General features: G+C 63.5%; 30 protein-coding genes and 1 pseudogene. 12 read left to right on the top strand and 19 right to left on the bottom strand.

Annotation, left to right across the window (positions count from 1 at the left end):
* The 8 genes and pseudogenes from B3B04_RS01990 to ruvC all read right to left on the bottom strand — a co-directional run.
* Window positions 1–266: pseudogene (locus B3B04_RS01990) on the bottom strand (energy transducer TonB); the annotation flags it as partial.
* A 4-nt stretch (window positions 267–270) separates the two neighbouring features.
* Window positions 271–732 carry a protein TolR gene (gene tolR / locus B3B04_RS01995; RefSeq protein ID WP_292039335.1) on the bottom strand — a complete coding sequence of 154 codons (462 nt, stop codon included), beginning with the start codon at window positions 730–732 and terminating at the stop codon, window positions 271–273.
* Window positions 733–734: 2 nt separating this feature from the next.
* Entirely contained in the window at window positions 735–1,490 is a 756-nt protein-coding gene (tolQ, locus tag B3B04_RS02000; protein WP_292039337.1) for a protein TolQ, read from the bottom strand.
* Window positions 1,491–1,620: 130 nt separating this feature from the next.
* The gene (ybgC, locus tag B3B04_RS02005) at window positions 1,621–2,088 is read right to left on the bottom strand and encodes a tol-pal system-associated acyl-CoA thioesterase (RefSeq protein WP_292039340.1); all 468 of its coding nucleotides are present in this window, start codon (window positions 2,086–2,088) and stop codon (window positions 1,621–1,623) included.
* Window positions 2,089–2,097: 9 nt separating this feature from the next.
* Entirely contained in the window at window positions 2,098–2,484 is a 387-nt protein-coding gene (locus B3B04_RS02010; RefSeq protein WP_349679358.1) for an endonuclease domain-containing protein, read from the bottom strand.
* A 136-nt stretch (window positions 2,485–2,620) separates the two neighbouring features.
* Window positions 2,621–3,649, bottom strand: coding sequence for a Holliday junction branch migration DNA helicase RuvB (ruvB, locus tag B3B04_RS02015; RefSeq protein WP_292039341.1), 1,029 nt, complete (start codon window positions 3,647–3,649; stop codon window positions 2,621–2,623).
* Complete coding sequence (gene ruvA, locus B3B04_RS02020; RefSeq protein WP_292039343.1) at window positions 3,646–4,266, bottom strand: Holliday junction branch migration protein RuvA; 621 nt, start codon at window positions 4,264–4,266, stop codon at window positions 3,646–3,648. The genes ruvB and ruvA overlap by 4 nt, the downstream gene beginning before the upstream one ends.
* Window positions 4,263–4,781, bottom strand: coding sequence for a crossover junction endodeoxyribonuclease RuvC (gene ruvC, locus B3B04_RS02025; protein WP_292039344.1), 519 nt, complete (start codon window positions 4,779–4,781; stop codon window positions 4,263–4,265). Before ruvC ends, ruvA begins: the two co-directional genes overlap by 4 nt.
* A 162-nt stretch (window positions 4,782–4,943) precedes the next feature.
* Here ruvC and B3B04_RS02030 point away from each other — a divergent pair, with 162 nt between their 5' ends.
* Both B3B04_RS02030 and B3B04_RS02035 read left to right on the top strand, forming a co-directional pair.
* Window positions 4,944–6,170, top strand: coding sequence for an MFS transporter (locus B3B04_RS02030; RefSeq protein ID WP_292039346.1), 1,227 nt, complete (start codon window positions 4,944–4,946; stop codon window positions 6,168–6,170).
* Window positions 6,167–6,313: a hypothetical protein gene (locus B3B04_RS02035; protein WP_292039348.1), complete on the top strand. Its 147-nt coding sequence runs from the start codon at window positions 6,167–6,169 to the stop codon at window positions 6,311–6,313. The genes B3B04_RS02030 and B3B04_RS02035 overlap by 4 nt, the downstream gene beginning before the upstream one ends.
* A 10-nt stretch (window positions 6,314–6,323) precedes the next feature.
* On the opposite strand, the gene B3B04_RS02040 is transcribed toward B3B04_RS02035, so the two are convergent.
* Together B3B04_RS02040 and B3B04_RS02045 are read right to left on the bottom strand one after the other, a co-directional pair.
* Window positions 6,324–7,016, bottom strand: a complete 693-nt coding sequence (locus B3B04_RS02040) for an MgtC/SapB family protein (RefSeq protein ID WP_292039350.1) — start codon at window positions 7,014–7,016, stop codon at window positions 6,324–6,326.
* Window positions 7,017–7,184: 168 nt separating this feature from the next.
* Window positions 7,185–7,958 (bottom strand): YebC/PmpR family DNA-binding transcriptional regulator, encoded by a 774-nt coding sequence (locus B3B04_RS02045; protein WP_292039352.1) that lies wholly within the window; start codon window positions 7,956–7,958, stop codon window positions 7,185–7,187.
* A gap of 127 nt (window positions 7,959–8,085) precedes the next feature.
* Here B3B04_RS02045 and B3B04_RS02050 point away from each other — a divergent pair, with 127 nt between their 5' ends.
* Window positions 8,086–8,292, top strand: a complete 207-nt coding sequence (locus B3B04_RS02050; RefSeq protein WP_292039354.1) for a hypothetical protein — start codon at window positions 8,086–8,088, stop codon at window positions 8,290–8,292.
* Between the two features lie 8 nt (window positions 8,293–8,300).
* On the opposite strand, the gene B3B04_RS02055 is transcribed toward B3B04_RS02050, so the two are convergent.
* Window positions 8,301–8,738: an acyl-CoA thioesterase gene (locus tag B3B04_RS02055; RefSeq protein WP_292039356.1), complete on the bottom strand. Its 438-nt coding sequence runs from the start codon at window positions 8,736–8,738 to the stop codon at window positions 8,301–8,303.
* 69 nt (window positions 8,739–8,807) lie between these two features.
* Here B3B04_RS02055 and B3B04_RS02060 point away from each other — a divergent pair, with 69 nt between their 5' ends.
* Window positions 8,808–9,941, top strand: coding sequence for a zinc-dependent alcohol dehydrogenase family protein (locus tag B3B04_RS02060; RefSeq protein ID WP_292039358.1), 1,134 nt, complete (start codon window positions 8,808–8,810; stop codon window positions 9,939–9,941).
* Here the strand turns inward: B3B04_RS02060 and B3B04_RS02065 are convergent.
* Window positions 9,938–10,789 carry a ribokinase gene (locus tag B3B04_RS02065; protein WP_292039360.1) on the bottom strand — a complete coding sequence of 284 codons (852 nt, stop codon included), beginning with the start codon at window positions 10,787–10,789 and terminating at the stop codon, window positions 9,938–9,940. The genes B3B04_RS02060 and B3B04_RS02065 overlap by 4 nt on opposite strands.
* The gene (locus B3B04_RS02070; RefSeq protein WP_292039362.1) at window positions 10,786–11,727 is read right to left on the bottom strand and encodes a nucleoside hydrolase; all 942 of its coding nucleotides are present in this window, start codon (window positions 11,725–11,727) and stop codon (window positions 10,786–10,788) included. Before B3B04_RS02070 ends, B3B04_RS02065 begins: the two co-directional genes overlap by 4 nt.
* A 405-nt stretch (window positions 11,728–12,132) precedes the next feature.
* On the opposite strand from B3B04_RS02070, the gene B3B04_RS02075 reads away from it, so the two are divergent.
* The 4 genes from B3B04_RS02075 (at window position 12,133) to B3B04_RS02090 (ending at window position 15,328) form a co-directional block, all read left to right on the top strand.
* A complete protein-coding gene (locus B3B04_RS02075) occupies window positions 12,133–12,702 on the top strand; it encodes a GNAT family N-acetyltransferase (RefSeq protein ID WP_292039365.1) in 570 nt (189 codons plus the stop codon).
* Between the two features lie 97 nt (window positions 12,703–12,799).
* Complete coding sequence (locus B3B04_RS02080) at window positions 12,800–13,483, top strand: DsbA family oxidoreductase (RefSeq protein WP_292039366.1); 684 nt, start codon at window positions 12,800–12,802, stop codon at window positions 13,481–13,483.
* Window positions 13,484–13,537: 54 nt separating this feature from the next.
* Complete coding sequence (gene ubiA, locus B3B04_RS02085; RefSeq protein ID WP_292039368.1) at window positions 13,538–14,491, top strand: 4-hydroxybenzoate octaprenyltransferase; 954 nt, start codon at window positions 13,538–13,540, stop codon at window positions 14,489–14,491.
* 21 nt (window positions 14,492–14,512) lie between these two features.
* Window positions 14,513–15,328 (top strand): DUF3298 and DUF4163 domain-containing protein, encoded by an 816-nt coding sequence (locus tag B3B04_RS02090; RefSeq protein WP_292039369.1) that lies wholly within the window; start codon window positions 14,513–14,515, stop codon window positions 15,326–15,328.
* A gap of 9 nt (window positions 15,329–15,337) precedes the next feature.
* Here B3B04_RS02090 and B3B04_RS02095 read toward each other — a convergent pair whose 3' ends face one another.
* The 3 genes from B3B04_RS02095 to B3B04_RS02105 are packed head-to-tail and all read right to left on the bottom strand — an operon-like array spanning window position 15,338 to window position 16,879.
* The gene (locus B3B04_RS02095; protein WP_292039371.1) at window positions 15,338–16,246 is read right to left on the bottom strand and encodes an alpha/beta fold hydrolase; all 909 of its coding nucleotides are present in this window, start codon (window positions 16,244–16,246) and stop codon (window positions 15,338–15,340) included.
* 37 nt (window positions 16,247–16,283) lie between these two features.
* On the bottom strand, window positions 16,284–16,481 hold the full coding sequence (locus B3B04_RS02100; protein ID WP_292039373.1) for a helix-turn-helix transcriptional regulator: 198 nt from the start codon (window positions 16,479–16,481) through the stop codon (window positions 16,284–16,286).
* Window positions 16,478–16,879 (bottom strand): hypothetical protein, encoded by a 402-nt coding sequence (locus tag B3B04_RS02105; protein WP_292039374.1) that lies wholly within the window; start codon window positions 16,877–16,879, stop codon window positions 16,478–16,480. The genes B3B04_RS02100 and B3B04_RS02105 overlap by 4 nt, the downstream gene beginning before the upstream one ends.
* Window positions 16,880–17,025: 146 nt before the next feature.
* Between B3B04_RS02105 and B3B04_RS02110 the strand changes: the two genes are divergently transcribed.
* From B3B04_RS02110 to ypfJ, 3 genes are all read left to right on the top strand, one after another.
* Entirely contained in the window at window positions 17,026–17,577 is a 552-nt protein-coding gene (locus B3B04_RS02110; RefSeq protein WP_292039376.1) for a hypothetical protein, read from the top strand.
* Between the two features lie 34 nt (window positions 17,578–17,611).
* Complete coding sequence (locus tag B3B04_RS02115) at window positions 17,612–18,286, top strand: class I SAM-dependent methyltransferase (protein WP_292039378.1); 675 nt, start codon at window positions 17,612–17,614, stop codon at window positions 18,284–18,286.
* 74 nt (window positions 18,287–18,360) lie between these two features.
* The gene (gene ypfJ, locus B3B04_RS02120; RefSeq protein WP_292039380.1) at window positions 18,361–19,215 is read left to right on the top strand and encodes a KPN_02809 family neutral zinc metallopeptidase; all 855 of its coding nucleotides are present in this window, start codon (window positions 18,361–18,363) and stop codon (window positions 19,213–19,215) included.
* Here ypfJ and B3B04_RS02125 read toward each other — a convergent pair whose 3' ends face one another.
* Window positions 19,216–20,166, bottom strand: coding sequence for a pepsin/retropepsin-like aspartic protease family protein (locus tag B3B04_RS02125; RefSeq protein WP_292039382.1), 951 nt, complete (start codon window positions 20,164–20,166; stop codon window positions 19,216–19,218).
* Between the two features lie 143 nt (window positions 20,167–20,309).
* Here B3B04_RS02125 and thrC point away from each other — a divergent pair, with 143 nt between their 5' ends.
* The gene (thrC, locus tag B3B04_RS02130) at window positions 20,310–21,698 is read left to right on the top strand and encodes a threonine synthase (protein WP_292039384.1); all 1,389 of its coding nucleotides are present in this window, start codon (window positions 20,310–20,312) and stop codon (window positions 21,696–21,698) included.
* On the opposite strand, the gene B3B04_RS02135 is transcribed toward thrC, so the two are convergent.
* Together B3B04_RS02135 and B3B04_RS02140 are read right to left on the bottom strand one after the other, a co-directional pair.
* Complete coding sequence (locus B3B04_RS02135) at window positions 21,688–22,179, bottom strand: NUDIX hydrolase (RefSeq protein WP_292039386.1); 492 nt, start codon at window positions 22,177–22,179, stop codon at window positions 21,688–21,690. The two genes, thrC and B3B04_RS02135, sit on opposite strands and share 11 nt — an antisense overlap.
* Window positions 22,176–23,120, bottom strand: coding sequence for a hypothetical protein (locus B3B04_RS02140; protein ID WP_292039389.1), 945 nt, complete (start codon window positions 23,118–23,120; stop codon window positions 22,176–22,178). The genes B3B04_RS02135 and B3B04_RS02140 overlap by 4 nt, the downstream gene beginning before the upstream one ends.
* Window positions 23,121–23,157: the final 37 nt, after the last annotated feature.

Consider the following 23,157-nt stretch of genomic DNA (forward strand, 5'->3'; position numbering starts at 1 on the left):
GGCGTCGGCGTCGGGGGCGCAGGTTCCGGCGGCACGGTCGTGGTTTCGACCGGCGCGGTGGCCCCGTCCTCGGGGCTGGGCTCGGGCTGCGGATTATCGGGCGCGGCAGCCTCAATCACCATCTCCGAGACAATCGTCACCGGCACGGAGTTAATCAGCGGGCGCGGCGGCTCGTTCTTGGCCGCTGTCCAGCCGATCAGGGCCAGCGCCGCAACGCCGCCATGCAGGGCAATCGAACCGATGAGTGCCGGGGAGGGCTTTCTCACGGCCTTATGCCCCCGCCTCTTGGCCGATGGTGTCGGTGATCAGGTTCAGCTTGGTGAAGCCTTCCGACGACAGACGCGCCATCACGCGGGCCACCGCCTGATAGGGGGCGCGGCCATCGGCCCGGATGAAGATGGCCTTTTCGCGGGCGTTCTCGCCAGCGTCCTCGGCCACGCGGATCGGCAACTGGTCCCAGCTGACTTCGCCCTCGCCCACATAGATGCTGCCGTCATCCTTGATGGAGACGGTAACGGGCTTCTCGTTGACCTCGACCGCGCTGGCCTCGGTCTTGGGCAGTTCTACCGGAACGCCCACCGTCATCATTGGGGCCGAGATCATGAAGATGATCAGCAGCACCAGCATCACGTCGACCAGAGGGGTGACGTTGATTTCGCTCAGCGGGCGCTTGCGCGCACGGCGACGACCGCGCCCTGCGCCTGCGCCCGAACCACCTGCACCCATACCCATGTTTAGCTGCCCCGACGCAGGTTCAGGCTGTCCGAAGGCGGCGGAGGAGGCGGCGGCGGGGTGGCCGGACCGGCCAGACGACGTGCCAGAGCCGCTTGCAGATCATCGGCAAAGGCTTCCAGACGGGCAGTGTATTTGCCTGCCGACACCGAGAAGGCGTTGAAGGCCATATAGGCCGGAATGGCGGCGGCGAGACCGATGGCGGTGGCGAACAGGGCCTCGGCAATGGCCGGTGCCACGGTGGTCAGATTGGTGTTGCCCATGGCGGCGATGCGGTCAAAGGCGTTCATGATGCCCCACACCGTGCCGAACAGGCCGATGAACGGCGAGGCGGTGGCCACCACCGACAGCACGCCCAGACCGTTTTCAATCTTCTGGCTCTCGCGGGCGATGACCGAATCCAGCGCGCGGTCGATACGGCCGATCAGGGCCTGCCCCTGGCTGTCGGTCAGCGGGCCGCGCTGGCGGGCTTCTTTCCAGTCTTGCAGGGTGATTTGCAGCATACGCGGCAGCGGGTCTGCCGGCTGAGGTCCGGCGGCAGCAGCGGCCTCTTCCAGCGAGCGTCCACTCTCGACCAGTTGTTCGAACTCGGTCGCACTGCGGTTCATCTTGGTATAGCTGGCGACCTTGCCAATGATGATCGTCCACGACCAGACCGACGCGACGACCAACCCCACCATGACCGTTTTGACCACCCAGTCGGCGGCCATGAACAGCTCGACGGGATTCAGCAGGGAGGCATCGGCGGGGGGCGTCATTCAACAATCCTTGGTGCGATACGGAAAGGCCATACCTTTGAAACTGTGAAGGCGTGGCGAATTCATGGCAGAAAACGGCGATCTAGCCGTGACAGGGGCGTCCGTCACGCCCCTTTCTCTGACATAATCGTTATCGAGTGCTTTCCGGTTCCGACAAACCTGAAAGCCAAGGTTCCACCTTCTGCATCAAAAGCTTGCTGGGACGGCGCGGGCGGCCATCCATGTGAATGCAGGCGGCGACAACATCGGCGCGGCACAGCACTTCGCCGTCACGCTCGATGGTCTGTTTGATGAGCATGCGCACACCCTTCACCACCTCGTAGCGGGTGCGCACAATCAGGGCGTCGTCGATCTTGGCAGGGCGGACGTATTTGATGTTCAGCTCACTGACGACAAAGGCCAGCGGATCATCGCTTTCCAGCAAATCGGTATGGCCAATCCCCGCCGCCCGCAGGAAGTCCGAACGCCCCCGCTCGAAATAGCGCACATAGTTGGCGTGATAGACCACGCCCGTGAAATCGGTGTCCTCGTAATAGACACGCACGGGCAGCAGGTGATCCTTGCCGTCAAATCGGCCAGCGGTGGGGAGATCGGTCATGGGTGAGGTCTAGCCCGTCACGGCATCCGGTTGAACCCTCCGCACCAGATTAACAGCTGTGGTCCAAACGATATTGGCGGCTTCGTCCGCGTCTTGAGCAACGTCCGATGCCGGAATGCGCAGGACGGTAATGCCTTGGCTGGCAAGCCAACTGTCTCGCCTCTCATCACGTTGAGGATGATCAGCAGTGGAATGTATCAACCCATCGACCTCGACAGCTAGGCGCACTTGAGCACAGTAGAAGTCAAGGATGTATGATCCGAGCGGGTGCTGTCGGCGGAAAGCGGGCACCCCCGGCTGACGTTTTCGCAGCCGAAGCCATAGGGCCGCTTCCGGCGGTGTCAGATTGCGACGAAGAACTTTCGCTCTCTGCATAGTGGACTTTGCGGCCCGCATATTGCCCCCTCCGTCACGGCGCTGCGCACCGCGCCACCTCCCCCGCTTCGCAAGGGAGGATAATTGAAACGCAACGCTGGCTACAGCACTCCTCCCCTGCTTGCGGGGGAGGGGGACCACGAAGTGGTGGAGGGGGCTACTTCCCGAACAAATCCGGTGCCGTCGGGGGCGGTGGCGGTGCGCTCAGCCCCAGATGTTCATAGGCGCGGGCGCAGGCCATGCGGCCGCGCGGGGTGCGCATGATGAAGCCTTGTTGCAGCAGATAGGGTTCGATTACGTCCTCGACGGCGTCGCGGGCTTCGGCGATGGCGGCGGCGAGGGTGTCCATGCCGACAGGACCACCGCCGTAGTTTTCGATCAGCGCTTTCAGGAAGCGGCGGTCATTGCTGTCCAGACCCGCCTCATCGACTTCCAGACGCGCCAGTGATTGGGCGGCGACCAGACGGTTGATGATCGGAGCACCCGCCGCATCGGCAAAATCGCGTACGCGGCGCAGAAGGCGGCCCGCGATACGCGGCGTGCCACGCGAGCGAGCGGCGATCTCATAGGCCCCCTCGGCGTCGATCTCCGCGCCCATTTTGCGAGCGGTGCCGCGCACCACCATGGTCAGTTCTTCGGGCGTGTAGAACTCAAGGCGTAGCGGAATACCGAAACGGTCGCGCAAGGGCGTGGCCAGAAGACCCGCACGGGTCGTGGCGCCCACCAGCGTAAACGGGGCCAGATCGATGCGCACCGAGCGGGCGGATGGCCCTTCGCCGATGATCAGGTCCAGCACATGGTCTTCCATCGCCGGATAGAGGACTTCCTCGACCTGAGGCGACATACGATGGATTTCGTCGATGAACAGCACATCGCGTGGTTCGAGATTGGTCAGGATGGCCGCAAGGTCACCCGGCTTGCCCAGAATAGGGCCTGAGGTGGCGCGAAAACCCACGCCCAGTTCACGCGCCACGATCTGCGCCAGCGTCGTCTTGCCCAGCCCCGGAGGGCCAAACAGCAGCACGTGGTCCATCGCTTCCTGACGCTTTTTAGCGGCCTCGATGAAGATCGACAGATTGTCCTTGGCCTTGGGCTGGCCGACAAATTCCGACAGCGTTTGCGGACGTAGGGCGCGGTCGAACGCCTCACCCGCCATCGCCTCACCGCTCAGGATGCGTTCGCTCATTTACCCAGTTCCTGAAGCGCAGCGCGGATGATGGCGGAAAGCCCCGCCTCCTCGCCCTTGGCCTCCAGCGCCACTTCGACAGCACGGCGGGCATTCACCTCGGCAATGCCCAGACCCAGAAGCGCGGCCACGGCCTCGCCCGTAATCGATGGTACCGGTGCCACCACAGGCGCATCGGTGTGAACACCACCGCCTGCAGGGGTAAAGGTGGTATCGCCCAGCGGCTTGCCCTTCAGCTCGGTCACGATACGCAGGGCCAGCTTCGGCCCTACGCCATTGGCACGGGCCACGGCGGCCTTGTCTTCTCGCGCCACCGCATTGGCCAGTTCGGACGGCGGCAGCACATCCAGTACCGCCAGCGCCGCCTTGGGACCCACGCCCTGAATAGCCAGAAGCGTCGTAAAGGCCTTGCGCTCGTCACGGCTGAAGAAACCGTACAGGCGCGGGCCTTGGTCTTCGGACCATTGCGAATGGATATAGACGGTCGCCTCGGCATTGGGGGCCAAGCGCGACAGGGTGCGCGATCCGCAGGTCGCCACATAGCCCACACCACCGCAGTCGATGATGCAGTGGTCCAGTTCGACCTCGGCAACAGTGCCTTTCAAACGACCGATCACGCGACACCTTTAACAAGAGATTCAAGCAGCGCACGCTTGCGAAGCTGTGCGTGGGTAATGGCGACGGCCAGCGCATCGGCGGCATCGGCCTTGGCCCCTTTGGAGGTCGGCAGCAACCGCGCCACCATATAGGCAATCTGGTTTTTGTCGGCGTGGCCCGCACCTACCACAACCTTCTTGATCAGGTTGGCGGGATATTCCCCCACCGGAAGACCATAGGTCGCCGCGCCCAGAATGACGGCCCCGCGCGCCTGTCCCAGTTTCAGGGTCGAGGCGGGGTTTACGTTGACGAACACCTCTTCGACCGCCGCCTCGTCGACCTGATAGTCGTGGCAGATGGCGTGGATACCGTTCATCAGCGCCAGCAGACGCTCCGAGAATGGCAGGGTATCATCAGGCGCGATAACCCCGTGCGCGATCCAGCGCAGGCGCGAGCCATCGGCGGCGATTACCCCCCAGCCGGTCTTGCGCAATCCGGGATCGATCCCGACGATTCTGATGGTTTCGTTCGTCATCTGTTCCCGTCATGCCCCAAAGAGGGTTAGCAGACAATGACCGAAGACCTTTCTGCCGGACAGATTTCATCGACCGGAGATTGCGCAGCCAGCAGGGCTGTGGTCTGCATGGCCGCGTTTTGATTTCGTATGCGCGGCCGGTTCGGGTCGTGGAGTAACGTGATGTCCGCCTCCCCTGCCGCCCTGCCTCTGGATCGCCGCGCATGGATCATGATCGCGGCCAGCGCCGCCATCGTGACTCTGGCCATGGGCGTGCGGCAGTCGTTCGGCCTGTACCAGACGCCAATGGTGATGGAGCTGGGCATCAGCCGCCAGACCTTCGGCTTTGTGCTGGCGTTGCAGAACCTGCTGTTCGGCGCAGTACAGCCCTTTGTCGGGGCCTATGCCGACAAATACGGCGCGGCCCGGGTGCTGTTTATCGGGACGGCGCTTTATGCGGCAGGGATGGTGGTGACGGCCCTGTCCAGCAGCGCGCTGGGCATCGGACTGGGTTTCGGTGCCATGGTCGGCATGGCCATGTCCGGCGTGACCTTTGTGGTGACCATGGGCGCGGTCGGCAAGATCGTGCCGCCGCACAAACGCACGCTGGCTTTTGGCATCATCACGGCGGGCGGATCACTGGGCCAGTTCTTCGTGGTGCCCATGGCACAGGCGTTAATCGATGGCATCGGCTGGGAGAACAGCCTGCACGCCATGGCCGTCATGCTTTTGTTGATCGTGCCGCTGGCCTTTGGCCTGATGAACAAACGCGGCGCGGCGGTGGCTCCTCGGCCCGAGGGCTTGCCGCTGGGGGCGGCGCTGAAACAGGCCTGCTCAGACCATAGCTGGTGGCTGCTGTTCGGCGGCTATTTTGTATGCGGTTTTCACGTGGCCTTTGTCGGCATCCACTTCCCGGCCTTTGTGCAGGATCAGGGCCTGCCCTCCAGCGTCGGGGCCACCGGGCTGGCGCTGATCGGCCTGTTCAACATTCTGGGGTCGTGGATTTGGGGTGCGTGGGGCGGCAAATACTCCAAGAAACACCTGCTGGCGGCTCTTTACGCCTTGCGCGGCGTGGCGATCATCATTTTCTTGCTGACCCCGCTGACGGCGTTCAGTGCGCTGGCCTTTACCGCCGCGTTCGGCTTTTTGTGGCTGGGCACCGTGCCGCTGACCAACGGGTTGGTGGCGCAGATTTACGGGCTGCGGAACCTGTCGGCACTGACCGGTTTGGTCTTCTTCGGCCATCAGGTCGGCGCGTTTCTGGGCGCGTGGCTGGGCGGGCTGATCTTTGATGCCACCCAGTCCTATCAGTGGGTGTGGTATATCTCGATCGCGCTGGCCTTTGTCGCCAGTGCCGCCAACCTACCGATCCGCCAGACCCCGCCGCCGCTGAAAGCCGTCACCGCATGACTGAACAGCCCACCAAGCCCGAACGCACCATCCCCGTGTTGCTGGGCGTGGCCGCAGGCGTGCTGGTACTGGGGGGATTGGCTCTGTGGCAGCGTCAGGGGTTGGCGCTATGGCTGGAACAGGCCATCGCCTTTTGCATGTAGAGCGACGGGCCTAGTCGTCGTCGGCTTCGATGCGGAAACTGTGCACGCCCTCCAGACCCGCCAGACCTTCCGCCATCTCATCCAGATGATGGCGCTGGCGCACCTTGATGCGCCAATAGCGGCACACTAGGGAGCCGTCATCGCTCAACCCCTGACGGGCGGCAAAGGCCTTGGCATCGGCGATGCGGATCAGAGCCGCTACCTCCTGCGCTGTGGTCAGGTCCTGACGTTTCCAACTGACGTCGACGCTGGCCGCCACCACCGAAGGCACCCGCGCGCTGACCAGTTTCAGCGCCACCAGAATCACGACCGTCACGCCCGTGCCAATGGCCGCCAGGCCGATCAGGCCCGCCCCGAACAAAAGGCCCAGCGCCGCCGTCATCCACAAAGATGCGGCCGTGGTCAGTCCGTGCACCGAAAAGCCCTGACGAAAGATCACGCCCGCGCAAAGAAAACCGATCCCTGTCAGCACCCCGTGCGCCATACGGGTGGGGTCGGTCATGATATTATCGGAGGGCAGGTCGTCGAAGGCCCAGTGCGTCTGATGCAGGGCGGCCAGCATCAAAAGGCACGACGACAGGCTGACCAGAATATGGGTGCGAAATCCTGCGGGACGCCCGCGCCATTCGCGCTCCAGACCGATCAGGCCGCCCGCAATCAATGCCCCGATCAGAGGCCAAACCACTTCATCCCACGGCAGCATCCGCACGTCCTTCCCAACGCCAAGCTCATTGTCCTAACGCAGAAATGACGTTCCATTTCCGTCTCTACGGGCAGAGCGTCTGAAACGGTTCAGATAGGTCGCCGGTTGCGGCCATAGAAAAAGGGCGTCGCCATAACGGCGCCGCCCTTTTCCAGCCCCAACTCGAACTTAGCCCGCGTACTTCGCCGCGTCTTCGTCCGAGATGTCTTCGTTGGAGTACACCTGCTGGACATCGTCCTCGGCGTCCAGTGCGTCGAGCAATTTAAACAGGGTTCCGACCTGTTCACCCGACAGTTGGACTTCCGACTGTGGCTTCCAGACAATAGCGGTGGACTTCGGATCACCCAGAACCTTCGACATGGCCTCTGCCACATCGTTCAGGTCTTCAAAGGCGGTCCAGATGGTGTGACCCGGAGCGTCTTCATAGATGTCCGGCTTCACCAGATCGCTTTCCACGTCCATGGCGCCGGCCTCGATGGCGGCTTCCATGACGGCATCTTCGGTACCGGCTTCGGCGGGATAGTGGATCTTGCCCACGCGGTCCCACATGAAGGTGACCGAACCGGCCTCACCCAGCGCGCCGCCGTTCTTGGAGAAGGCCGTACGGACGTTGGAGGCTGCACGGTTACGATTGTCGGTCAGCACGTCGACCACGATCTGGACACCGCCCGGGCCACGGCCCTCGTAGCGGATTTCTTCCATCGCATCGACTTCGCCGCCCTGAGCCTTCTTGATGGCGCGTTCGATGTTTTCCTTGGGCATCGACTCCGCCTTGGCGTTGTTCACCGCCAGACGCAGACGCGGGTTCATTGCCGGGTCGGGCATGCCCGACTTGGCAGCCACCGTAATTTCCCGCGACAGACGCGAGAACAGCTTGGCGCGTAGCTTATCGGCGCGCCCCTTACGGTGCATGATATTTTTGAATTTTGAGTGGCCGGCCATGGTGTCGCTCGCCAGAAGTCGAATATGCTAAGGGGCGCCCTTTACCGGATGGGGCTTTCTCTGTCACCACAGGGAACAACCCGAAAGCACCGGGAATTTAAAGTGCAGCACAGTTTGGAGGACGAACATGGTCGCTGTTGACGACACCTATCTGGACGAGGCTTACGACGAAGGCCTGCGCGATCCGAAAGCGACCGAGATTGTCGAACGCTATGCGCGCCGCCCTGTCACGGTTTCCACCGCTGCGGCGACGGGATCGGTTGTGGCCGCCTTTGCGCTGGGGGCTCTGACGGCCGTCGGCATCATGGCGCTGACCCGCGGCTACCGCGACTGATTGCCGGTTTAACGGGCTTTCAGCGTTTCCAGAAACGTTCTGAAGGCTCCGGTGATGGGGGCGGGTCGCCTGTCTTCCCGCCCCACCATCACATGGACGAAATGGCCCTCGGCCACGGCCTGGTCTTCCGCGTTCCGGAACAGACCCACCTCGTATTTGACACTGCTGTTGCCCAGATGGGCGACGCGGATACCGGCATGGATCACGTCCGGATAATGCGCCGCGGCGTGATATCGGCAGCCGGATTCGATCACCAAAAAAATTTTATCCGACGTCGCCGGATCCAGAAGGCCCTCGCCGATCAGCAGCTGGTTCACCGCTGAGTCGATGTAGCCGTAGTAGGCCGCATTGTTGATGTGGCCATAGATGTCATTGTCGGCCCATCGCGTCGTGACGGTGACAAACTGTCGGTAATCGGCGCGAACGCCCCGTCTGTTTTCTGCCATAGCAACGCTATCCCCCTTGGCGACGGCTCCCTTTGCGTCCTACCGTGCCGCAAAAGACCGGAGCTGACCATGGCTGTAACTGCCCGTGCCGCTGTACTGACCCAGATGGGGAGCCAGACCCCCTATGCGGACAGCCGTCCTTTGACGATCCGCGAGGTGACACTGGATGAGCCCGGGCGCGGCGAGGTGCGGGTAGGCATCAAGGCGGCGGGTCTGTGCCATTCCGATCTGTCGGTCATCAATGGTGATCGCCCCCGCCCCATGCCCATGGCACTGGGCCATGAAGCCGCGGGCGTGGTCGAGGCCATCGGCGAGGATGTGACGGATTTGGAGGTCGGCGATCATGTGGTCATGGTCTTCATGCCGTCCTGCGGTCACTGCGTGCCCTGCGCCGAGGGCCGCCCTGCCCTTTGCGAGAATGGAGCCGCCGCCAATGGCGAGGGGCGTCTCTTAAGCGGTCGCCGCGCTTTTATGTGCGAGGATGGCGAGGCTTTGCACCACCATCTGGGCTGTTCGGCCTTTGCCACGCGGGCCGTGGTTTCACGCCGCTCTCTTATAAAGATCGACAAGGATTTGCCGTTCGAGCACGCCGCCCTGTTCGGTTGCGCCGTGCTGACAGGCGTGGGCGCGGTGGTGAATACGGCAGGGCTCAAGGCCGGACAATCCGCCGTAGTGATCGGTCTGGGCGGTGTGGGCCTGGCCGCCGTGCTGGGGGCGCTGGCCTGCGGGGCCAGTCCGGTCATTGCCGTGGACCTGAACCCCGACAAGCTGGCGCTGGCGGCTACGCTGGGGGCCGTTCACACCATCAACGCCGCCGATCCCGATGCCATAGAGCAGGTGAAGGCCCTGACCGGTGGCGGGGCGGACTTTGCCTTTGAAATGGCCGGATCGGCCCGCGCGCTGGAAGCGGCATGGAAGATGACACGCCGTGGCGGCACCACGGTGACGGCGGGCCTGCCCCCGCCCGAGGCGGCGCTGGCGGTCAATATCGTCTCGCTGGTTGCCGAGGAGCGTACCTTGAAGGGCTCCTATATCGGCACCTGCGTGCCCAGCCGCGACATCCCCCGCTTCATCCGCCTGTTCAAAGACGGGCGGCTGCCGGTGGATCGCCTGCTGTCGGGCACGCTGACGCTGGATCAGATCAATCCGGCGTTTGATGCGCTGGCAGACGGCATGGCCGTACGCCAGATCATCCGCTTTTAACCCAGCGTCTCCAGCAGGGCCTCGACCTCTTCGCGGCTGCCCAATGACGGCTGGGCCCCTGCCCGTGAACAGGCCAGAGCCCCTGCCGCACAGGCAAAGCTGAGCGCGGCTTGCGGCTCCATGCCTTCCAGCAAGGCCACTGTGATGGCACCGACGAAGGCATCGCCCGCGCCGACGGCATCGGTGGCCGTGACCTGCGGCGGGTTGGACCACGCCATTTCCACGCCGCGCTGATACATGGCGGCACCACGCGCCCCCTTGGTCACCACCACGCGACCGCCGCCGTGATGCAGGGCATCGCCGTAGAAGGCCGCCTCGGTTTCGTTGACCACAATCAGGTCGGCACGACGCAGCATGGCCTCTGACACCGGCGCGGCGGGGGCCAGATTGACGCAAACAAACTCGGTCGCGCGCCCGACAGCGGCCTCCACGGTCTCGATCGGCAGTTCCAGCTGCACGATCAGCGGCATCTCGATGCGCGACGGCAGCTGTTCAGGCAGAACATTGTGGTTGGCACCGGCGGCCACAGTGATCTGATTTTCGCCTTCCGCATCGACCGAGATCAGGGCCACACCTGTTGGCGCATCCGCATCGGTCACAACGCCGTTGAGGTCTACCCCGCAGGCATCCAGCAAGGCCGTGGCGGGCAGCGCCATTTCATCATCGCCCACGCGGCCGATCATGCAGACCTCGGCCCCCAGCTTGCGCGCAGCCAGTGCCTGATTGGCACCCTTGCCGCCCGGATGACGCGCCAGGGTGGCACCGGTCACCGTCTCGCCCGCCTTGGGCAGGGATTTGGCGGTGGCGACATAGTCCAGATTGATGGATCCGACGACAGTGATCCTCATTTTACGGCTCCATCAGACAAGGTGCGAGTGATCAGATCGAACACGCCTTCGGCGTCGGCCTTGGTCGCCCACAGGTGAGGGGCGCTGTCAGCTGCAACGCGGAACTCCACGGCGGTATGGCCGCGCGTCAGATCGCTTTCGGTCTCGATCCGGATATGGGCGGGACAGACCTCGAACAGTTCGGGGCGCATCAGATAGGCGATAGTGCACGGGTCGTGCAGCGGCGCGGCATCCCAGCCGACAATGGTGCGCTCCACCCTCTGGGAAAAGCGCAGCATGGCCGCCACCGTGCGGGCCGGATCGCTGTCGATAGTTTCGATGGCGGCGATGCGCTCCTCGGTGGCGCGCACCTGATGGGTAGCATCCAGACCCAGCAGGACCACCGGCACGGACGTCGACAGCACTTCGTGCGCGGCGTCAGGGTCGGCCCAGATGTTGAACTCGGCGCTGGCGGTGATGTTGCCGCCTTCGCTGCGGGCACCGCCCATGGCGATGATCTGTTGAATACGGTCGGCCAGCGAAGGATCCTGACGCAGCGCCAGCGCCACATTGGTCATCGGCCCCATGACCACCAGAGTGACCGTCTTGGGCTCGCGGCTATGGATCAGACGGATCAAAGCCTCAGAGGCCGTTTCAGTCTCGTACGACTGGCGCGTCTCGACCGGAGCCAGATCGCCCAGGCCTTCGGCCCCGTGAAATTCTCCGGCACCGGCAGGGGCGCGGCGCAGCGGCTGTGCGGCCCCCATGAACACCGGCACGTCTTCGCGTCCGGCAATCTGGCGCAGGATGCACGCGTTGCGGGCTGTCTGCGCCGCAGGCACATTGCCGCCTACCGTGGTCACGGCCAGCACCTCCAGATCAGGGGCGGCAAGGGCCAGAAGGAGTCCCGTGGCGTCATCCACCCCGGGGTCGCAGTCAATGATAAGAGTCTTCTTCACACCCCTTCACTGCTCTGTGACAGCGCCGGTTGCAACCTAAAGCTTGCCCCCTTCGACATAGGGCTGAGGGCTGTCAGAAAAAACTCACGTTTCAAAAACGGAACGGCGGGAACCTTCATCACCGGTGGCAGTTTTGATGGGTGAGCTTGCCGGATTTCCCCCACCCCCCAATCCGGCAACTCACGGCGGCCCGGTCAACACGCCCCCCGACTGAGAAACCGGGCCGCCCCCCAACTTGTACGCGTTAAAGCCCGTCACCTTCCCCCCTCCGGTGACGGGCTTACGCGTTTAAAAGACACTGTCCGGTCATCACAGTTTCGCGAACAGCCGCTAAATCAGGCGGCAACCGCCTTTGCGCGACCACCTGTCACTTGCAACTTTAAATATAAGTGGGACGCTAGGGCTATGGCCGACAGTGTTTTTCGCGACCCGATTATCGAAACCGACCGATTGGTCCTTAGGCCCTTTGCGCCCGAAGATTTCCCTGCCTATGCGGCCTACCACGTGCGCACCGATGTCTATCGCTATCTGTACGCCTCGCCGCCCGATCGCGAAACGCTTCAGCGTCAGTACACCGCGGTCATCCGTCCGGTGTTCGCCAAGGAAGGCGATGTTTTCAAACTGGCGGTCGTCACCAAGGATGGCGGGCAGGTGGTGGGTGAGGTCCTGCTGAAATTTGCCAATGAAAACGCCCTGCAAGGCGAGGTCGGCTATATTTTCGATCCCACCTATGCGGGCAAGGGCTTTGCCACAGAGGCCACCAAAGCCATCATTGATTATGGCTTTCGACATCTGGGCCTGCACCGCATCTTTGCCCGACTGGACACTGCCAACACAGGCTCCATTGGCGTGGTCGAGCGTCTCAAGCTGCGCCGCGAGGCACACTTCCTACAGAATGACCGCTTTAGCGGAATCTGGGGCGACGAGTTTGTCTACGCCATCCTCAGCCATGAGTGGACGTCGCGCGAGCGCTGATCGTCAGGAGCCAGCAAATAGGTCGGCACGTCTTGCGGCTCGAATGGCCGCACCCATATGCTAATGCAACACTGACTGTTTCTAAAAGGCGTGCGCCATGGCTGACCTGACTCCTCTGAAAATCGACTTTGTGTCCGACGTCATGTGCCCATGGTGCGTGGTGGGTCTGGGCGGGCTGACCAAGGCGCTGGACAAGCTGGCCCCCGAGGGGATCAAGGCCGACATCACCTTCCAGCCGTTCGAGCTGAACCCCCAGATGCCCGCCGAAGGCCAGAACATCGTGGAGCACATCGGCCAGAAATATGGCTCCACGCCGGAACAGTCTGCCGCCAACCGCGAAATGATCCGCCAGCGCGCCGCCGAGGTCGGATTTGACGTGCGCATGACCGACCAGTCACGCATGTGGAACACCTTTGATGCGCACCGCCTGCTGTACTGGGCGCATGAGACGGCTCCGGAAAAGCAACCGGAGCTGAAGAAGGCGTTGTTCACCGCCCACTTCACCCACGGTCAGAACGTGTCGGATGCCGGAGTGCTGACCCAAGCCGCCGAGAGCGTCGGCTTTGACCGCGCCGAGGCGGGCGAGGTGCTGGCGTCGGGCCGTTATGCCCGCGAGGTGCGCGCCGCCGAGCAGCTGTGGCAGTCGCGCGGCATCACCTCGGTTCCGGCCGTAGTGGTCAATGAGCAGTATCTGATCTCGGGTGGTCAACCGGCCGAGGTGTTCGAGAACGCTCTGCGCCAGATCAGTGCCGAAACCGGCAAGGCCGCGCCCGCCGCCTGATCTCCCGATCCGGCACGGCTGGCCTCCATGCCCCGTCCTCGTCTATGACGGGGCATGACCACCGCGCCCCTGCCTGATGCCGCCTCCGATAACTGGGTTGATCGCCATGCCCCGCAAAAGCTGAAGCCCTGGCTGAAGCTGGGACGGTTCGACCGCCCGATCGGGACATGGCTGCTGCTGCTGCCGGGCTGGCAGGGGATTGTGCTGGCGCTGCTCCAGACCGGTCGCGGTTTTGGCTGGTATGAGGCGTGGCTGATCCTTGGCTTTGCGGTCGGTGCCGCCCTGATGCGCGGCGCAGGCTGCGCGGTGAACGACATCGTCGACCGCGACTTTGACGCACAGGTCGCACGCACAGCCTCTCGTCCCATTCCGTCAGGCCAGATTTCCCCCAAACAGGCCGCCGCCTTTGTCATCGGCATCTGTCTGGTCAGCCTGTGCATTCTGCTGACCATGAATCTGATGGCGGTGCTGCTGGGCTTCCTCAGCCTGTTTCTGGTGGCCGCCTATCCGTTTATGAAGCGCATCACATGGTGGCCGCAGGCATGGCTGGGCCTGACCTTTAACTGGGGGGCCTTGCTGGGCTTTGCCGGAGCCAGTGTGGTGGCGCCGCTGGCCATGGCCGGTTTTGTCAGCCCTGCGGCGCTGGCGCTCTATATCGGCGGCCTGTTCTGGACGCTGGGCTATGACACCATCTACGCCCTGCAGGATATCGAGGACGATGTGATGGCAGGCGTCAAATCCTCGGCCCGCCGTCTGGGAACCAAGGTCAAACAGGGCGTGGCTGGCTTTTATGTGCTCGCGACACTGATGGCCGGATTGGCCGGATATCTGGCCGGACTGGGCCCTCTGTTTTGGGTGGGCCTGTGCGCCTACGCCGCGCACTTCGCTTGGCAGGTCTGGCGTCTTCAACCGGAAAATGGTCATCTGGCGTTACGTTTGTTCAAGTCAAACCGTGAGGCGGGGTTGATCCTTCTGGCCGCCATCGCGTTGTCTGGACTGCACCTTTAGTCCGCATTTTCGGGGTAAGTCATGACGATCACTTCGCGCAGCCTGCGTCTTCTTCTGGTCAGCAGCGCCATCGCGCTCAGCCTCGGTGCCTGTAACCGTGGCGAGAAGGTCGAGGACAAGGCTGCCGCCGTGGCTCAGGCCGAGGGTCCGCTGAAGTATGAAAGCGCCACGCCCTACGCCAAGATCGCGCTGACCCTGCCCGAAGCTGTTCGCAGCTTCCCGACCCTGTACAAGGCGCTGTACGATCAGGAAGTCGGTGCCCTGAAGGACTATGCTGAGGGCGCACAGGCCGATCGCAGCGAGTTCGGCGGCAGCGACTTCCCGCCCTACGAAAAGATCATCGCCTATGGAGAGCCGGTCGAGACAGGCCGCCTGTTCAGCATGATCCGCAGCGACTTTGACTATAGCGGCGGGGCGCACCCCAACACTGTGGCCAGCGCCGTTCTATGGGACAAGGCCGAGAACAAACGCCTGACCGCCGAGGACTTGTTCGCCAAGGACGCCAACCGCGCCCAGATCGAACGCGCCCTGTGCGATGCCGTCAACGAAGCCAAGACGAAGCGTCCTGGTGCGGAGCCTGTCGCCAACAGCGGGACCTGGACCTGTCCGGCGCTGAAGGACTTGCAGATCGCGCTGGCCAAGGGTGACACCGACAAGAAGGCCACGGGCCTGACTTTCCTTCTGGATGCCTATGCCGTCGGTCCGTATGTCGAGGGTGCCTATTACATCACCCTGCCCTATTCGGCCCTGTCGCAGGCGCTGAACCCGACCTATGCGGCCGAGTTCGGCGGCTCCGGCAAGACCGGCGATGTCACCAACGACCTGCGCGTCGAATAGTCGAAGGGCCTAGCGCCCCTCGACCAGAAAGGCGTCGATCAGGGCGTTCAGCGCCTCGGCCTGATCGTACATGATGAAGTGTCGGCTGTTCTGCACCGGCTCCATCCGCACATTGGGCAGGGGCGCATATTCACGCGGCCAGATTTGCGAAGATTGCGCGCCCTGTGGCCCGCTGCTGTCCACGGCATACACGGCCCAGACCGGCGTGGTCATGCCGGGCAGACCCGCGCGAATGTCTGTCAGCATCAACTCTTTCAGCGCGCGGGCCAGCACACCGCGATCCGAGCGGGTTGAATCCTCGACGATGCTGTCGCGGCGATCCTCGCTCAGGGTCATGATGACGGCGGTCTGCTGTTGCTGGCCGCGCAGCATGACTTCGGGCGCAGCGCGGATGACGCGTTCCATCTGATCGGCCATAGGGCGCACGCTTTCGACCGTCGCCGCCGGATTGGTCATGGCACCGAAGAAGGGCAGGCTGTCCACACTCATGACCTTGGACAGGCGGTCCGGATGCTTCTGGGCGATGATCAGTCCACCCAGTCCGCCCATGGAGTGGCCGATAAAGGCCGGACGATCCAGCGTCGCGGCATAGGCGGCCAGATCATCCAGCGCCGGTTGCAGCACCGGCGCATCATTTAGCGTCCACGGCTCGCCCGCAAAGCCCGACAACTGCACCAGATGCACCCGATACTGTCCCGCCAGACGCTCGGCGGCCGGACGCCAGACCTCTCGGCTGGAGGCATAGCCATGCAGGAAGATCACATCGGGCCCCTGCCCCATAACCTCGACCGAGAAGCGCGGCGACGGACGGACAATGTCCTGTGCCACGGCCAAGGGCGCAGCCCCTAGACTCAATGCCGCCACCGTGGTGGCCAGAAAACGCAAAATCGAACGACGCACAGTTAGGAAGGGCTTCATCGGAGCCTCCGTTTCAGATTGATCGAATGACGCGAACTCAACGATGGGGATTTTCGAACACCTCTTCGACCGCGCGGTCGAACAGGGCCGAGATACGGTACGCCAGATCCAGTGACGGCAGGTGTTTGCCGCTTTCGATCGCGATAACCGCCTGACGCGAGACACCCAGTTGCTGGCCCAGTTGTTCTTGGGTCCAGCCCTTTTCGACCCGCAACAGTTTCAATCGATTATTCATGAGCGAACCCGCTCGACGCAGGCGATCAGCCCGAACAGCCCCCACATGATGCAATAGGCTGCCCAGCCTGCAGGGCCGGAAAATCCGGCGAAGGTCTCCAGAAAGCCCCAGACCGTGAAGATGGCCAGCGTGGTCATGCAGGCAATGATCAGGCGACGCGCCAGCACGGCTTTCAGATACTCGTCCGCCTGACGCAGATAGTTCAGTGTCACTACGATCTGGCCCACGATGGCCAGTCCCGGCAGCAGCGCCAGACCGATCATGGCCGCGCCGTTTACCTGCCCGCTGCGGACCGCGAAACTGGCTGCAAATATGGCCAGCACATAGACCGCCATCGTCGCGAAGGTGCCACGCGTATACTGCCGCGCCGCAGGGGTATTATCTTTGGTCGAAACCATCAGCTCGTCCTCCCAATGTCAGGAAAACCTGACACTCAAATAATGTCATGTCAACATTACATTTTGTAAGGCCTTACTGACATAGTTTTTTGGCTTGCCAATCAAGGAGATGACCGACCAAATACCGGCTCATGAAACATTGCTTTTTGCCCGCCGCCGTTGCGCTCGCCGTTCTGTCGGTTCTGACGCCGCAGGTCACCCATGCACAGACCCGTGACGTCGCCGGAGCCAGCGACCACGCCGATGTGCCGCGCGTAGACGGTGCCGTCGCACGGGCGTGGCGACATGTTGCCGTGGGCGACATCCGCATGCCTCTGGCCGCGATCAACAGCCGCGATGATCTGGAGACAGTGCCGCGCCATGTGCAGGGCGAGATCAAACACACGGACTATGTGATCCGTCCGGCCCGGACGCCGCTGGAAATGGACCGCCACTATGAAGAGGCGCTGCGCCGCAACGGCTATCAGACCCTGTATGCCTGCGCAGGCATTTCCGCATGCGGCAGCCGGATGGGCGAGTTGATCCTGCTGTCGGACAAGGTAGCCCCCATTGGTCTGCCCGACGGTCTGTTCAACGACCATTTGCGCGTGCGCGTGGCCCGCAAGGGCTCGACGTGGGTTCTGCTCCACATGATTCAGGGCCCCGACCGCGCCCTGGTCTATCAAGCGGTAGTGGAAGGCGCGCGCGATCTGGACTAGGGAACGCCCCTCACTTCCTAAGGCAGCACGCTTCGTGGCCCGCGTTTCCGATCCCCGACAGTTCATTCTGGACAACACCCGCCTGCAACCGGTGTCGCACACGCCGGAGATTTCGCTGTGGCTGGCCGACGAGATCACACCGATCTGGCGACTGACCGAAGAAGAACTGGGCGAGATGGGCGTGCCGCCGCCCTTCTGGGCCTTTGCATGGGCGGGCGGTCAGGCGCTAGGCCGCTGGCTGCTGGACAATCCGTCGGAATGTCAGGGCAAGCGGGTGATCGATCTGGCCACCGGCTCGGGTCTGGTAGCGGTGGCCGCCATGAAAACCGGCGCGCAATCGGTGCTGGCGGCGGACATCGACCCGTTCTGCGAGGCCGCCGTCGCTGTGAATGCCCAAGCCAATGGCGTGCAGATCGACTTCACCGACGCCAATCTGCTGGACACCGATCCGCCCGAGGCAGACCTGATCTGTGCAGGTGATGTCTTCTATGACAAGCCCATGGCCGAAGCCGTTTTGGCATGGCTGCTAAAGGCGCGGGCGCGCGGCACGCGGGTGCTGGTGGGCGATCCCGGTCGCAACCACTTCCCCAAGTCCGGCCTGACATTCCTGGCCGAATACACGGTGCCGACCACGCGGGAACTGGAAGATCAGGAAGTGAAACGCTCGCGCGTCTGGTCGCTGGACCAAGCGGGACTTTACGCTCGCTGACATAGCATCTCTTTCCCAAACGGTGCGTTTTGACCTAGCTTTGGCCAAAGGCCGTGCGAGGGAAGGATCATCCGATGAAATGGCAAGGTGGACGCCGCGGTGGCGGTATTGAAGATCGTCGCGGCATGGGTGGCGGCGGGGCCGTCGCCGGTGGCGGCATCGGCGCGCTTATTCTCGCGGGCGTGCTCTATTTCGTTTTCGGGGTTGATCCGCAAACCACGACCCAACTGGCGGGCCAACTCGGCAAGCTGGGGGATGCCGGCGCACAGGACGGCCAGCGCGGCACGCCGGAAGATGAAGCGGGCCTGTTTGTCGATGTGATCGGCACCAATATCAACGACGTCTGGTCCGGCTTTATGGATGGCTATACCCCGCCAACCACCGTGCTTTACGAACAGGGCACCCAGACCGGCTGTGGCTATGGCCAGTCGGCCATGGGTCCGTTCTACTGCCCAGCAGACCGTCAGGTTTACCTCGACCTCAGCTTCTGGGGCGATCTGCAACGCCTGGGCGGCTCGGGGGCCGATTTCGCCAAGGCCTATGTGATCGCGCACGAGTTCGGCCACCACGTACAGGCCTTGACCGGCGCGACCGACCGCGTTCAGCGTGCCCAGCAAACCGCGCGCACGCGGGCCGAGGGCAACCGCTATTCGGTGGCGCTGGAACTCCAGGCGGACTGCTATGCGGGCGCGTGGGCGGCCAATGCCTCACGCGTGTCGAACGGTGAGGTGGTTGTCACCGCCGCCGATCTGGAAGAAGGCATGAAGACCGCAGCCGCCATCGGTGACGATGCCCTGCAACGTCGCGGCGGCGGTGCGGTGTCTCCGGAAAGCTTTACCCACGGCTCGTCGCAAGAGCGGATGCAGTGGCTGCAACGCGGTTATCAGTCTGGCGATCCGCGCGTCTGCGACACCTTCGCCAACCTGTAATCAATTGATCGTCAGGTCCAGCTGGCCCGCGACGTAGAGGCGGTCGCGGCCCAGATCCAGCACAATCTCGCGACCTGTGAACGCCCCGATGCCCAACAGGGCATTGGGGTAGTTCGGCAGGTTGGAATCGCCAAACACCGGCACGCGCGCATCGCGCCACATCTCCTCGCCCAGCGTCACCGTTTGAACGGAAATCCAGCGTGCCTGCGACACGCCGCCCAGCACCAGGCTGGCACCGGCCTCCTCGGCGCGGCCATCCAACAGGCCCGCGTCATTGGCCGTGGCCTCGCTGATGGACAGCAGGGACGAGGCACCTGTGTCGAAGATCGCGTGGATCACCGCCCCTTCGACCGAGACCTCGACGCCCAGCGCATCGCCCTGTTTGCGGGTCGGAACGGCTTTGAAATGCGGTCCTGCCTGCCATGCGTCGGGGTCGGACAGACGCAGGCGCTGCTGGTCCAGATCAAGCTCAAGCACCACTTCGCGCAGCACATCGCGCCCGATGATCAGCGCCACCCCCGGCCCTTCGCTTGAGGCCAGCGGCCCCAGTTCCAGAATGGCGGCGCGCAGGGAGGCGATGGTATGTCCGGCCAGTTCGACCGGCAGGGTCACCCCGCGCCCCAACTGGGCATTGCCCCCGACGCCATAGGCCACCATCGGCATGTCGAAGGTTTTCCCCAGCGCGTTCTGGGCCACCAAAGCATCGGCCAGCCCACGATCCACCACCGAGTATTGCGCACCACTGTCGATCAGGGCCAGCACCTCCTGCCCCGCCACCTTGGCCTTGATGACCGGCAGAGGGCGTGCCGCACGTTCCAGCGGGACCCACGGCGCTTCCGGCGCGAAATCGAGCGACGGTTTGCGCCACAGCACATTGTCCTTCAGCCACAATCCGCCCCCGACAGCAGCGGCCAGACCGAGAGCGTTCAGCAGGAAGGAGCGACGTTTCATCCTTCACAGATGGACGTAAAACGCGGCCAAATCCACACCCCTGCGGCAATCGGGCATCTTCTTGCGGCTAAAGGCGTTTTCCACGTCCCGCAGCGCAACATTTTTCATGACGCAGCGGGTTCTGGAGTTTACCAGTGTTACCCATGACGACTTCCGCTGACCGATATGTCTCGACACGCGGCCACGCCGCTCAAGAAAACTTTGCCGACGCCCTGCTGCGCGGCATTGCCCCTGATGGCGGCCTGTATATGCCCGCCGCATGGGCTCCTCTTGCCAGCTATTCGACACATAAAGATGCCAGCTACACAGACATTGGCCGCGATGTTCTGACCCCCTTTATCGGCGACGCCCTGCCTGCCGGTGCGCTGGACCGCGCGCTGAAGCGACTGGTCGAGGGGTTTGATCACCCGCTGGTCACGCCTCTGGTCGAACTGGAAGCGGGCCTGTTCGTGCTGGAACTGTTCCGTGGCCCGACCGCCGCTTTCAAAGACCTGGCCATGCAACTGGTCGCGGCCCTGTCGGACGAGGCGCTGGCGGCGTCTGGCCAGACGCTGACTCTGCTGACGGCCACCAGTGGCGATACCGGTGCCGCCGCCGTGCGCGCCTTTGCCGGTGCCGAACGCATCAAGCTGATCGTGCTGCACCCGCTGGACCGCGTCTCGCCGATCCAGCGCAAGCAGATGACGACGGTTCAGGCCGACAATGTGCTGAACCTCGCTGTGCGCGGTGACTTCGATGACTGCCAGCGCTTGGTGAAACAACTGCTGGCCGAAGAAAGCTTGCGCGAGCAGGGCCGCCTCTCGTCGGTCAACTCGATCAACTGGGGCCGACTGGCGGGCCAGATTCCCTACTATGTCTCGGCGACGGCCCAACTGGGTCAGGCCGCGCATTTTGTCGTGCCGACCGGAAACTTTGGCGACGCCTTTGCCGGTATCGCCGCGCGCAAGATGGGCCTGCCGATGGCGGGCATGACGGCGGCGGTCAACCAGAACGACGCCCTCGCCCGCGCCATCAATGAGGGCGTCTATGACCGCCGCACCGCCATCGAAAGCGCCAGCGTCTCCATGGATGTGCAGGCCCCGTCGAACTTCGAGCGTCTGGTGTTCGAGGCCTCGGGTCGCGACGCCGATCTGACCCGTACCCTGTTCGAAGACTTTGCCCGCGACGGCACAGTCACCCTGCCCGACACTCTGGTGAAGGCCCTGCGTCAGGAAACCAGCGCCGTCTCGGTGGACGAAGCCACCACCGCCGCCGAAATCCGTCATGCCTATCAGGCGTGGGGCCGTGTGGTGTGTCCGCACACTGCCGTGGCCCTGCATGCCGCGCGCAAGATGGATCGCAACGGCGCGCCGGTCGTCGCCCTGTCCACGGCGCATCCGTCCAAGTTCGGCGGCTATGTCGAGAGCGTGCTGGGCTTTGCGCCGGAACCGGCACCGGTCGTCGCGGCTCTTGGCGATCAGGCCGAGCGGCTGACCGTCATCGACAACACCTTTGACGCCGCCCTGTCGGCGGCCAAGGCCTTTACCGCCTAAGCGCCTGCCACAGTGCCAAGGCCGACAGCGTAAAGCCGTCCTCGATCTGCCCGTTGCCCAGTGCAGCGGGCAGTTCTGCTAGAGGCATCAGCCTGCGCCCCTTGGCCTCGTCGTCCGCCTGTCCGACAGGGGTGTCGGCGTCGATCTGCACCGTAAACAGGGCGACGCGCGATTTCATAATGCCGGTGTCGGGCCGCACATGCCCCAGCAGCTGGAACGCCTGTGCCGGAAGGTCATAGCCGGTCTCTTCTTTCAGTTCGCGGCGCGCGCTGGCCACAGCACTTTCGCCAGCCTGACCAAAACCGCGCGGGATTTCCAGAGTGACTTGCCCACCCTGCGACGGGCGCTGCATCTCCAGCAGCAGCAGGCTGTCACCCACCACGGGCAGAACCGCCACCCCGTCCGCTCCCGTGCTGGGTTCGATCCAGTGATAGGGCTGTTCCTTCACGATGCGGAACCAGGGGTTCTCATAGACAATCATCTGATCTCGATTCCGATCGATTGGGTCAGGCGCGGATAGAGGCCAAACCAGTTACGGCGGGTGGCCCATTTGAAACTGGTATCCTGCAATTGGTCTTCGACAAAGCTGGCGGCTTCATCGGTCAGGAACTGGACCAGCTGGCCCGCACCAAAGGCGGTGACCAGATCAAACCCCTTCAGCGCATATTCGATCAGCTGGCGTTGGGTCTTGAAGGCCTGCGCGCCGACGCCCAGCGTCAGCAGACCGGCGGGGATTTTATCCAGCACCGGAATGCGATCCATGACAAAGGCCTCGCCCGAGGCGACGAACAGGCCGTTATAGCAGGCGTCGATCACCTCCAGCTTGAAGGCCGCCGCCTGCTGCGGCAGCAGTTCATCCACCGCCTGATACCAGAGCGAGCGCGACCCCAGTTCCGGCGCGCGGTCCATCAGCGTCTGTAGGGCAGCCTCCAGCTCCGGCTGGCTGGTCTGCCACTGCGCCAGAGAGGCCGAGGCGGCGATGGCGCCCGACAATGACTGTCCATGCAGTTTCACCGGACAATACACGGGCTTGATCGCGCGCAGGGTGCGGTCCAGCGCCCGCAGTTCGGACTGGAACTGGGCGATGGTCAGGCGATCCAGATCGCCCTTGCGGCACTGGAACCGTGTCAGGAAATGGTGTTGTGGCAGGTTGTCGAAATAGTCTTCCAGCGAGGACGGGGCCTCATGGCCCGGCACTCGGATCACCACCCCGCCGCGCCCCTGTTTGCTGCCTGCCCAGCGGCGCAGCATCTCGCCCTGCATCAGGCCCGACATGCCCGCATTGTCCAACAGCAGATTGGGGGTCAGGATCGCGCCCTGCGACAGGGCCAGCGACATCATCAGCCGCTTTTCCAGCTCATCGCGCGACAGCCGGCGCACCGGATCGCAATTGGCCAGAAACATCTTTTCCTTGAACAGCATACGCACCCCCTACGCCACTAACGACCAAGCTTAAGGG

Origin of the sequence: Brevundimonas sp. UBA5713, from assembly GCF_002419815.1 — a bacterium.
In the GTDB taxonomy this organism is placed as follows: Bacteria; Pseudomonadota; Alphaproteobacteria; order Caulobacterales; family Caulobacteraceae; genus Brevundimonas.

Excerpts from the sequence above, each read along its gene's own strand:
- tolQ (WP_292039337.1), bottom strand. The coding sequence starts at position 1,490 with ATGACGCCCCCCGCCGATGCCTCCCTGCTGAATCCCGTCGAGCTGTTC.
- B3B04_RS02075 (WP_292039365.1), top strand. The coding sequence starts at position 12,133 with ATGGCCGACAGTGTTTTTCGCGACCCGATTATCGAAACCGACCGATTG.
- B3B04_RS02055 (WP_292039356.1), bottom strand. The coding sequence starts at position 8,738 with ATGGCAGAAAACAGACGGGGCGTTCGCGCCGATTACCGACAGTTTGTC.
- B3B04_RS02125 (WP_292039382.1), bottom strand. The coding sequence starts at position 20,166 with ATGAAACGTCGCTCCTTCCTGCTGAACGCTCTCGGTCTGGCCGCTGCT.
- B3B04_RS02040 (WP_292039350.1), bottom strand. The coding sequence starts at position 7,016 with ATGCTGCCGTGGGATGAAGTGGTTTGGCCTCTGATCGGGGCATTGATT.
- B3B04_RS02050 (WP_292039354.1), top strand. The coding sequence starts at position 8,086 with ATGGTCGCTGTTGACGACACCTATCTGGACGAGGCTTACGACGAAGGC.
- B3B04_RS02010 (WP_349679358.1), bottom strand. The coding sequence starts at position 2,484 with ATGCGGGCCGCAAAGTCCACTATGCAGAGAGCGAAAGTTCTTCGTCGC.
- tolR (WP_292039335.1), bottom strand. The coding sequence starts at position 732 with ATGGGTATGGGTGCAGGTGGTTCGGGCGCAGGCGCAGGGCGCGGTCGT.
- B3B04_RS02105 (WP_292039374.1), bottom strand. The coding sequence starts at position 16,879 with ATGGTTTCGACCAAAGATAATACCCCTGCGGCGCGGCAGTATACGCGT.
- ybgC (WP_292039340.1), bottom strand. The coding sequence starts at position 2,088 with ATGACCGATCTCCCCACCGCTGGCCGATTTGACGGCAAGGATCACCTG.
- thrC (WP_292039384.1), top strand. The coding sequence starts at position 20,310 with ATGACGACTTCCGCTGACCGATATGTCTCGACACGCGGCCACGCCGCT.
- B3B04_RS02035 (WP_292039348.1), top strand. The coding sequence starts at position 6,167 with ATGACTGAACAGCCCACCAAGCCCGAACGCACCATCCCCGTGTTGCTG.
- B3B04_RS02080 (WP_292039366.1), top strand. The coding sequence starts at position 12,800 with ATGGCTGACCTGACTCCTCTGAAAATCGACTTTGTGTCCGACGTCATG.
- ruvC (WP_292039344.1), bottom strand. The coding sequence starts at position 4,781 with ATGACGAACGAAACCATCAGAATCGTCGGGATCGATCCCGGATTGCGC.
- ypfJ (WP_292039380.1), top strand. The coding sequence starts at position 18,361 with ATGAAATGGCAAGGTGGACGCCGCGGTGGCGGTATTGAAGATCGTCGC.
- B3B04_RS02090 (WP_292039369.1), top strand. The coding sequence starts at position 14,513 with ATGACGATCACTTCGCGCAGCCTGCGTCTTCTTCTGGTCAGCAGCGCC.
- B3B04_RS02045 (WP_292039352.1), bottom strand. The coding sequence starts at position 7,958 with ATGGCCGGCCACTCAAAATTCAAAAATATCATGCACCGTAAGGGGCGC.
- B3B04_RS02030 (WP_292039346.1), top strand. The coding sequence starts at position 4,944 with ATGTCCGCCTCCCCTGCCGCCCTGCCTCTGGATCGCCGCGCATGGATC.
- ubiA (WP_292039368.1), top strand. The coding sequence starts at position 13,538 with ATGACCACCGCGCCCCTGCCTGATGCCGCCTCCGATAACTGGGTTGAT.
- B3B04_RS02065 (WP_292039360.1), bottom strand. The coding sequence starts at position 10,789 with ATGAGGATCACTGTCGTCGGATCCATCAATCTGGACTATGTCGCCACC.
- B3B04_RS02135 (WP_292039386.1), bottom strand. The coding sequence starts at position 22,179 with ATGATTGTCTATGAGAACCCCTGGTTCCGCATCGTGAAGGAACAGCCC.
- B3B04_RS02140 (WP_292039389.1), bottom strand. The coding sequence starts at position 23,120 with ATGCTGTTCAAGGAAAAGATGTTTCTGGCCAATTGCGATCCGGTGCGC.
- B3B04_RS02100 (WP_292039373.1), bottom strand. The coding sequence starts at position 16,481 with ATGAATAATCGATTGAAACTGTTGCGGGTCGAAAAGGGCTGGACCCAA.
- B3B04_RS02095 (WP_292039371.1), bottom strand. The coding sequence starts at position 16,246 with ATGAAGCCCTTCCTAACTGTGCGTCGTTCGATTTTGCGTTTTCTGGCC.
- ruvB (WP_292039341.1), bottom strand. The coding sequence starts at position 3,649 with ATGAGCGAACGCATCCTGAGCGGTGAGGCGATGGCGGGTGAGGCGTTC.
- B3B04_RS02060 (WP_292039358.1), top strand. The coding sequence starts at position 8,808 with ATGGCTGTAACTGCCCGTGCCGCTGTACTGACCCAGATGGGGAGCCAG.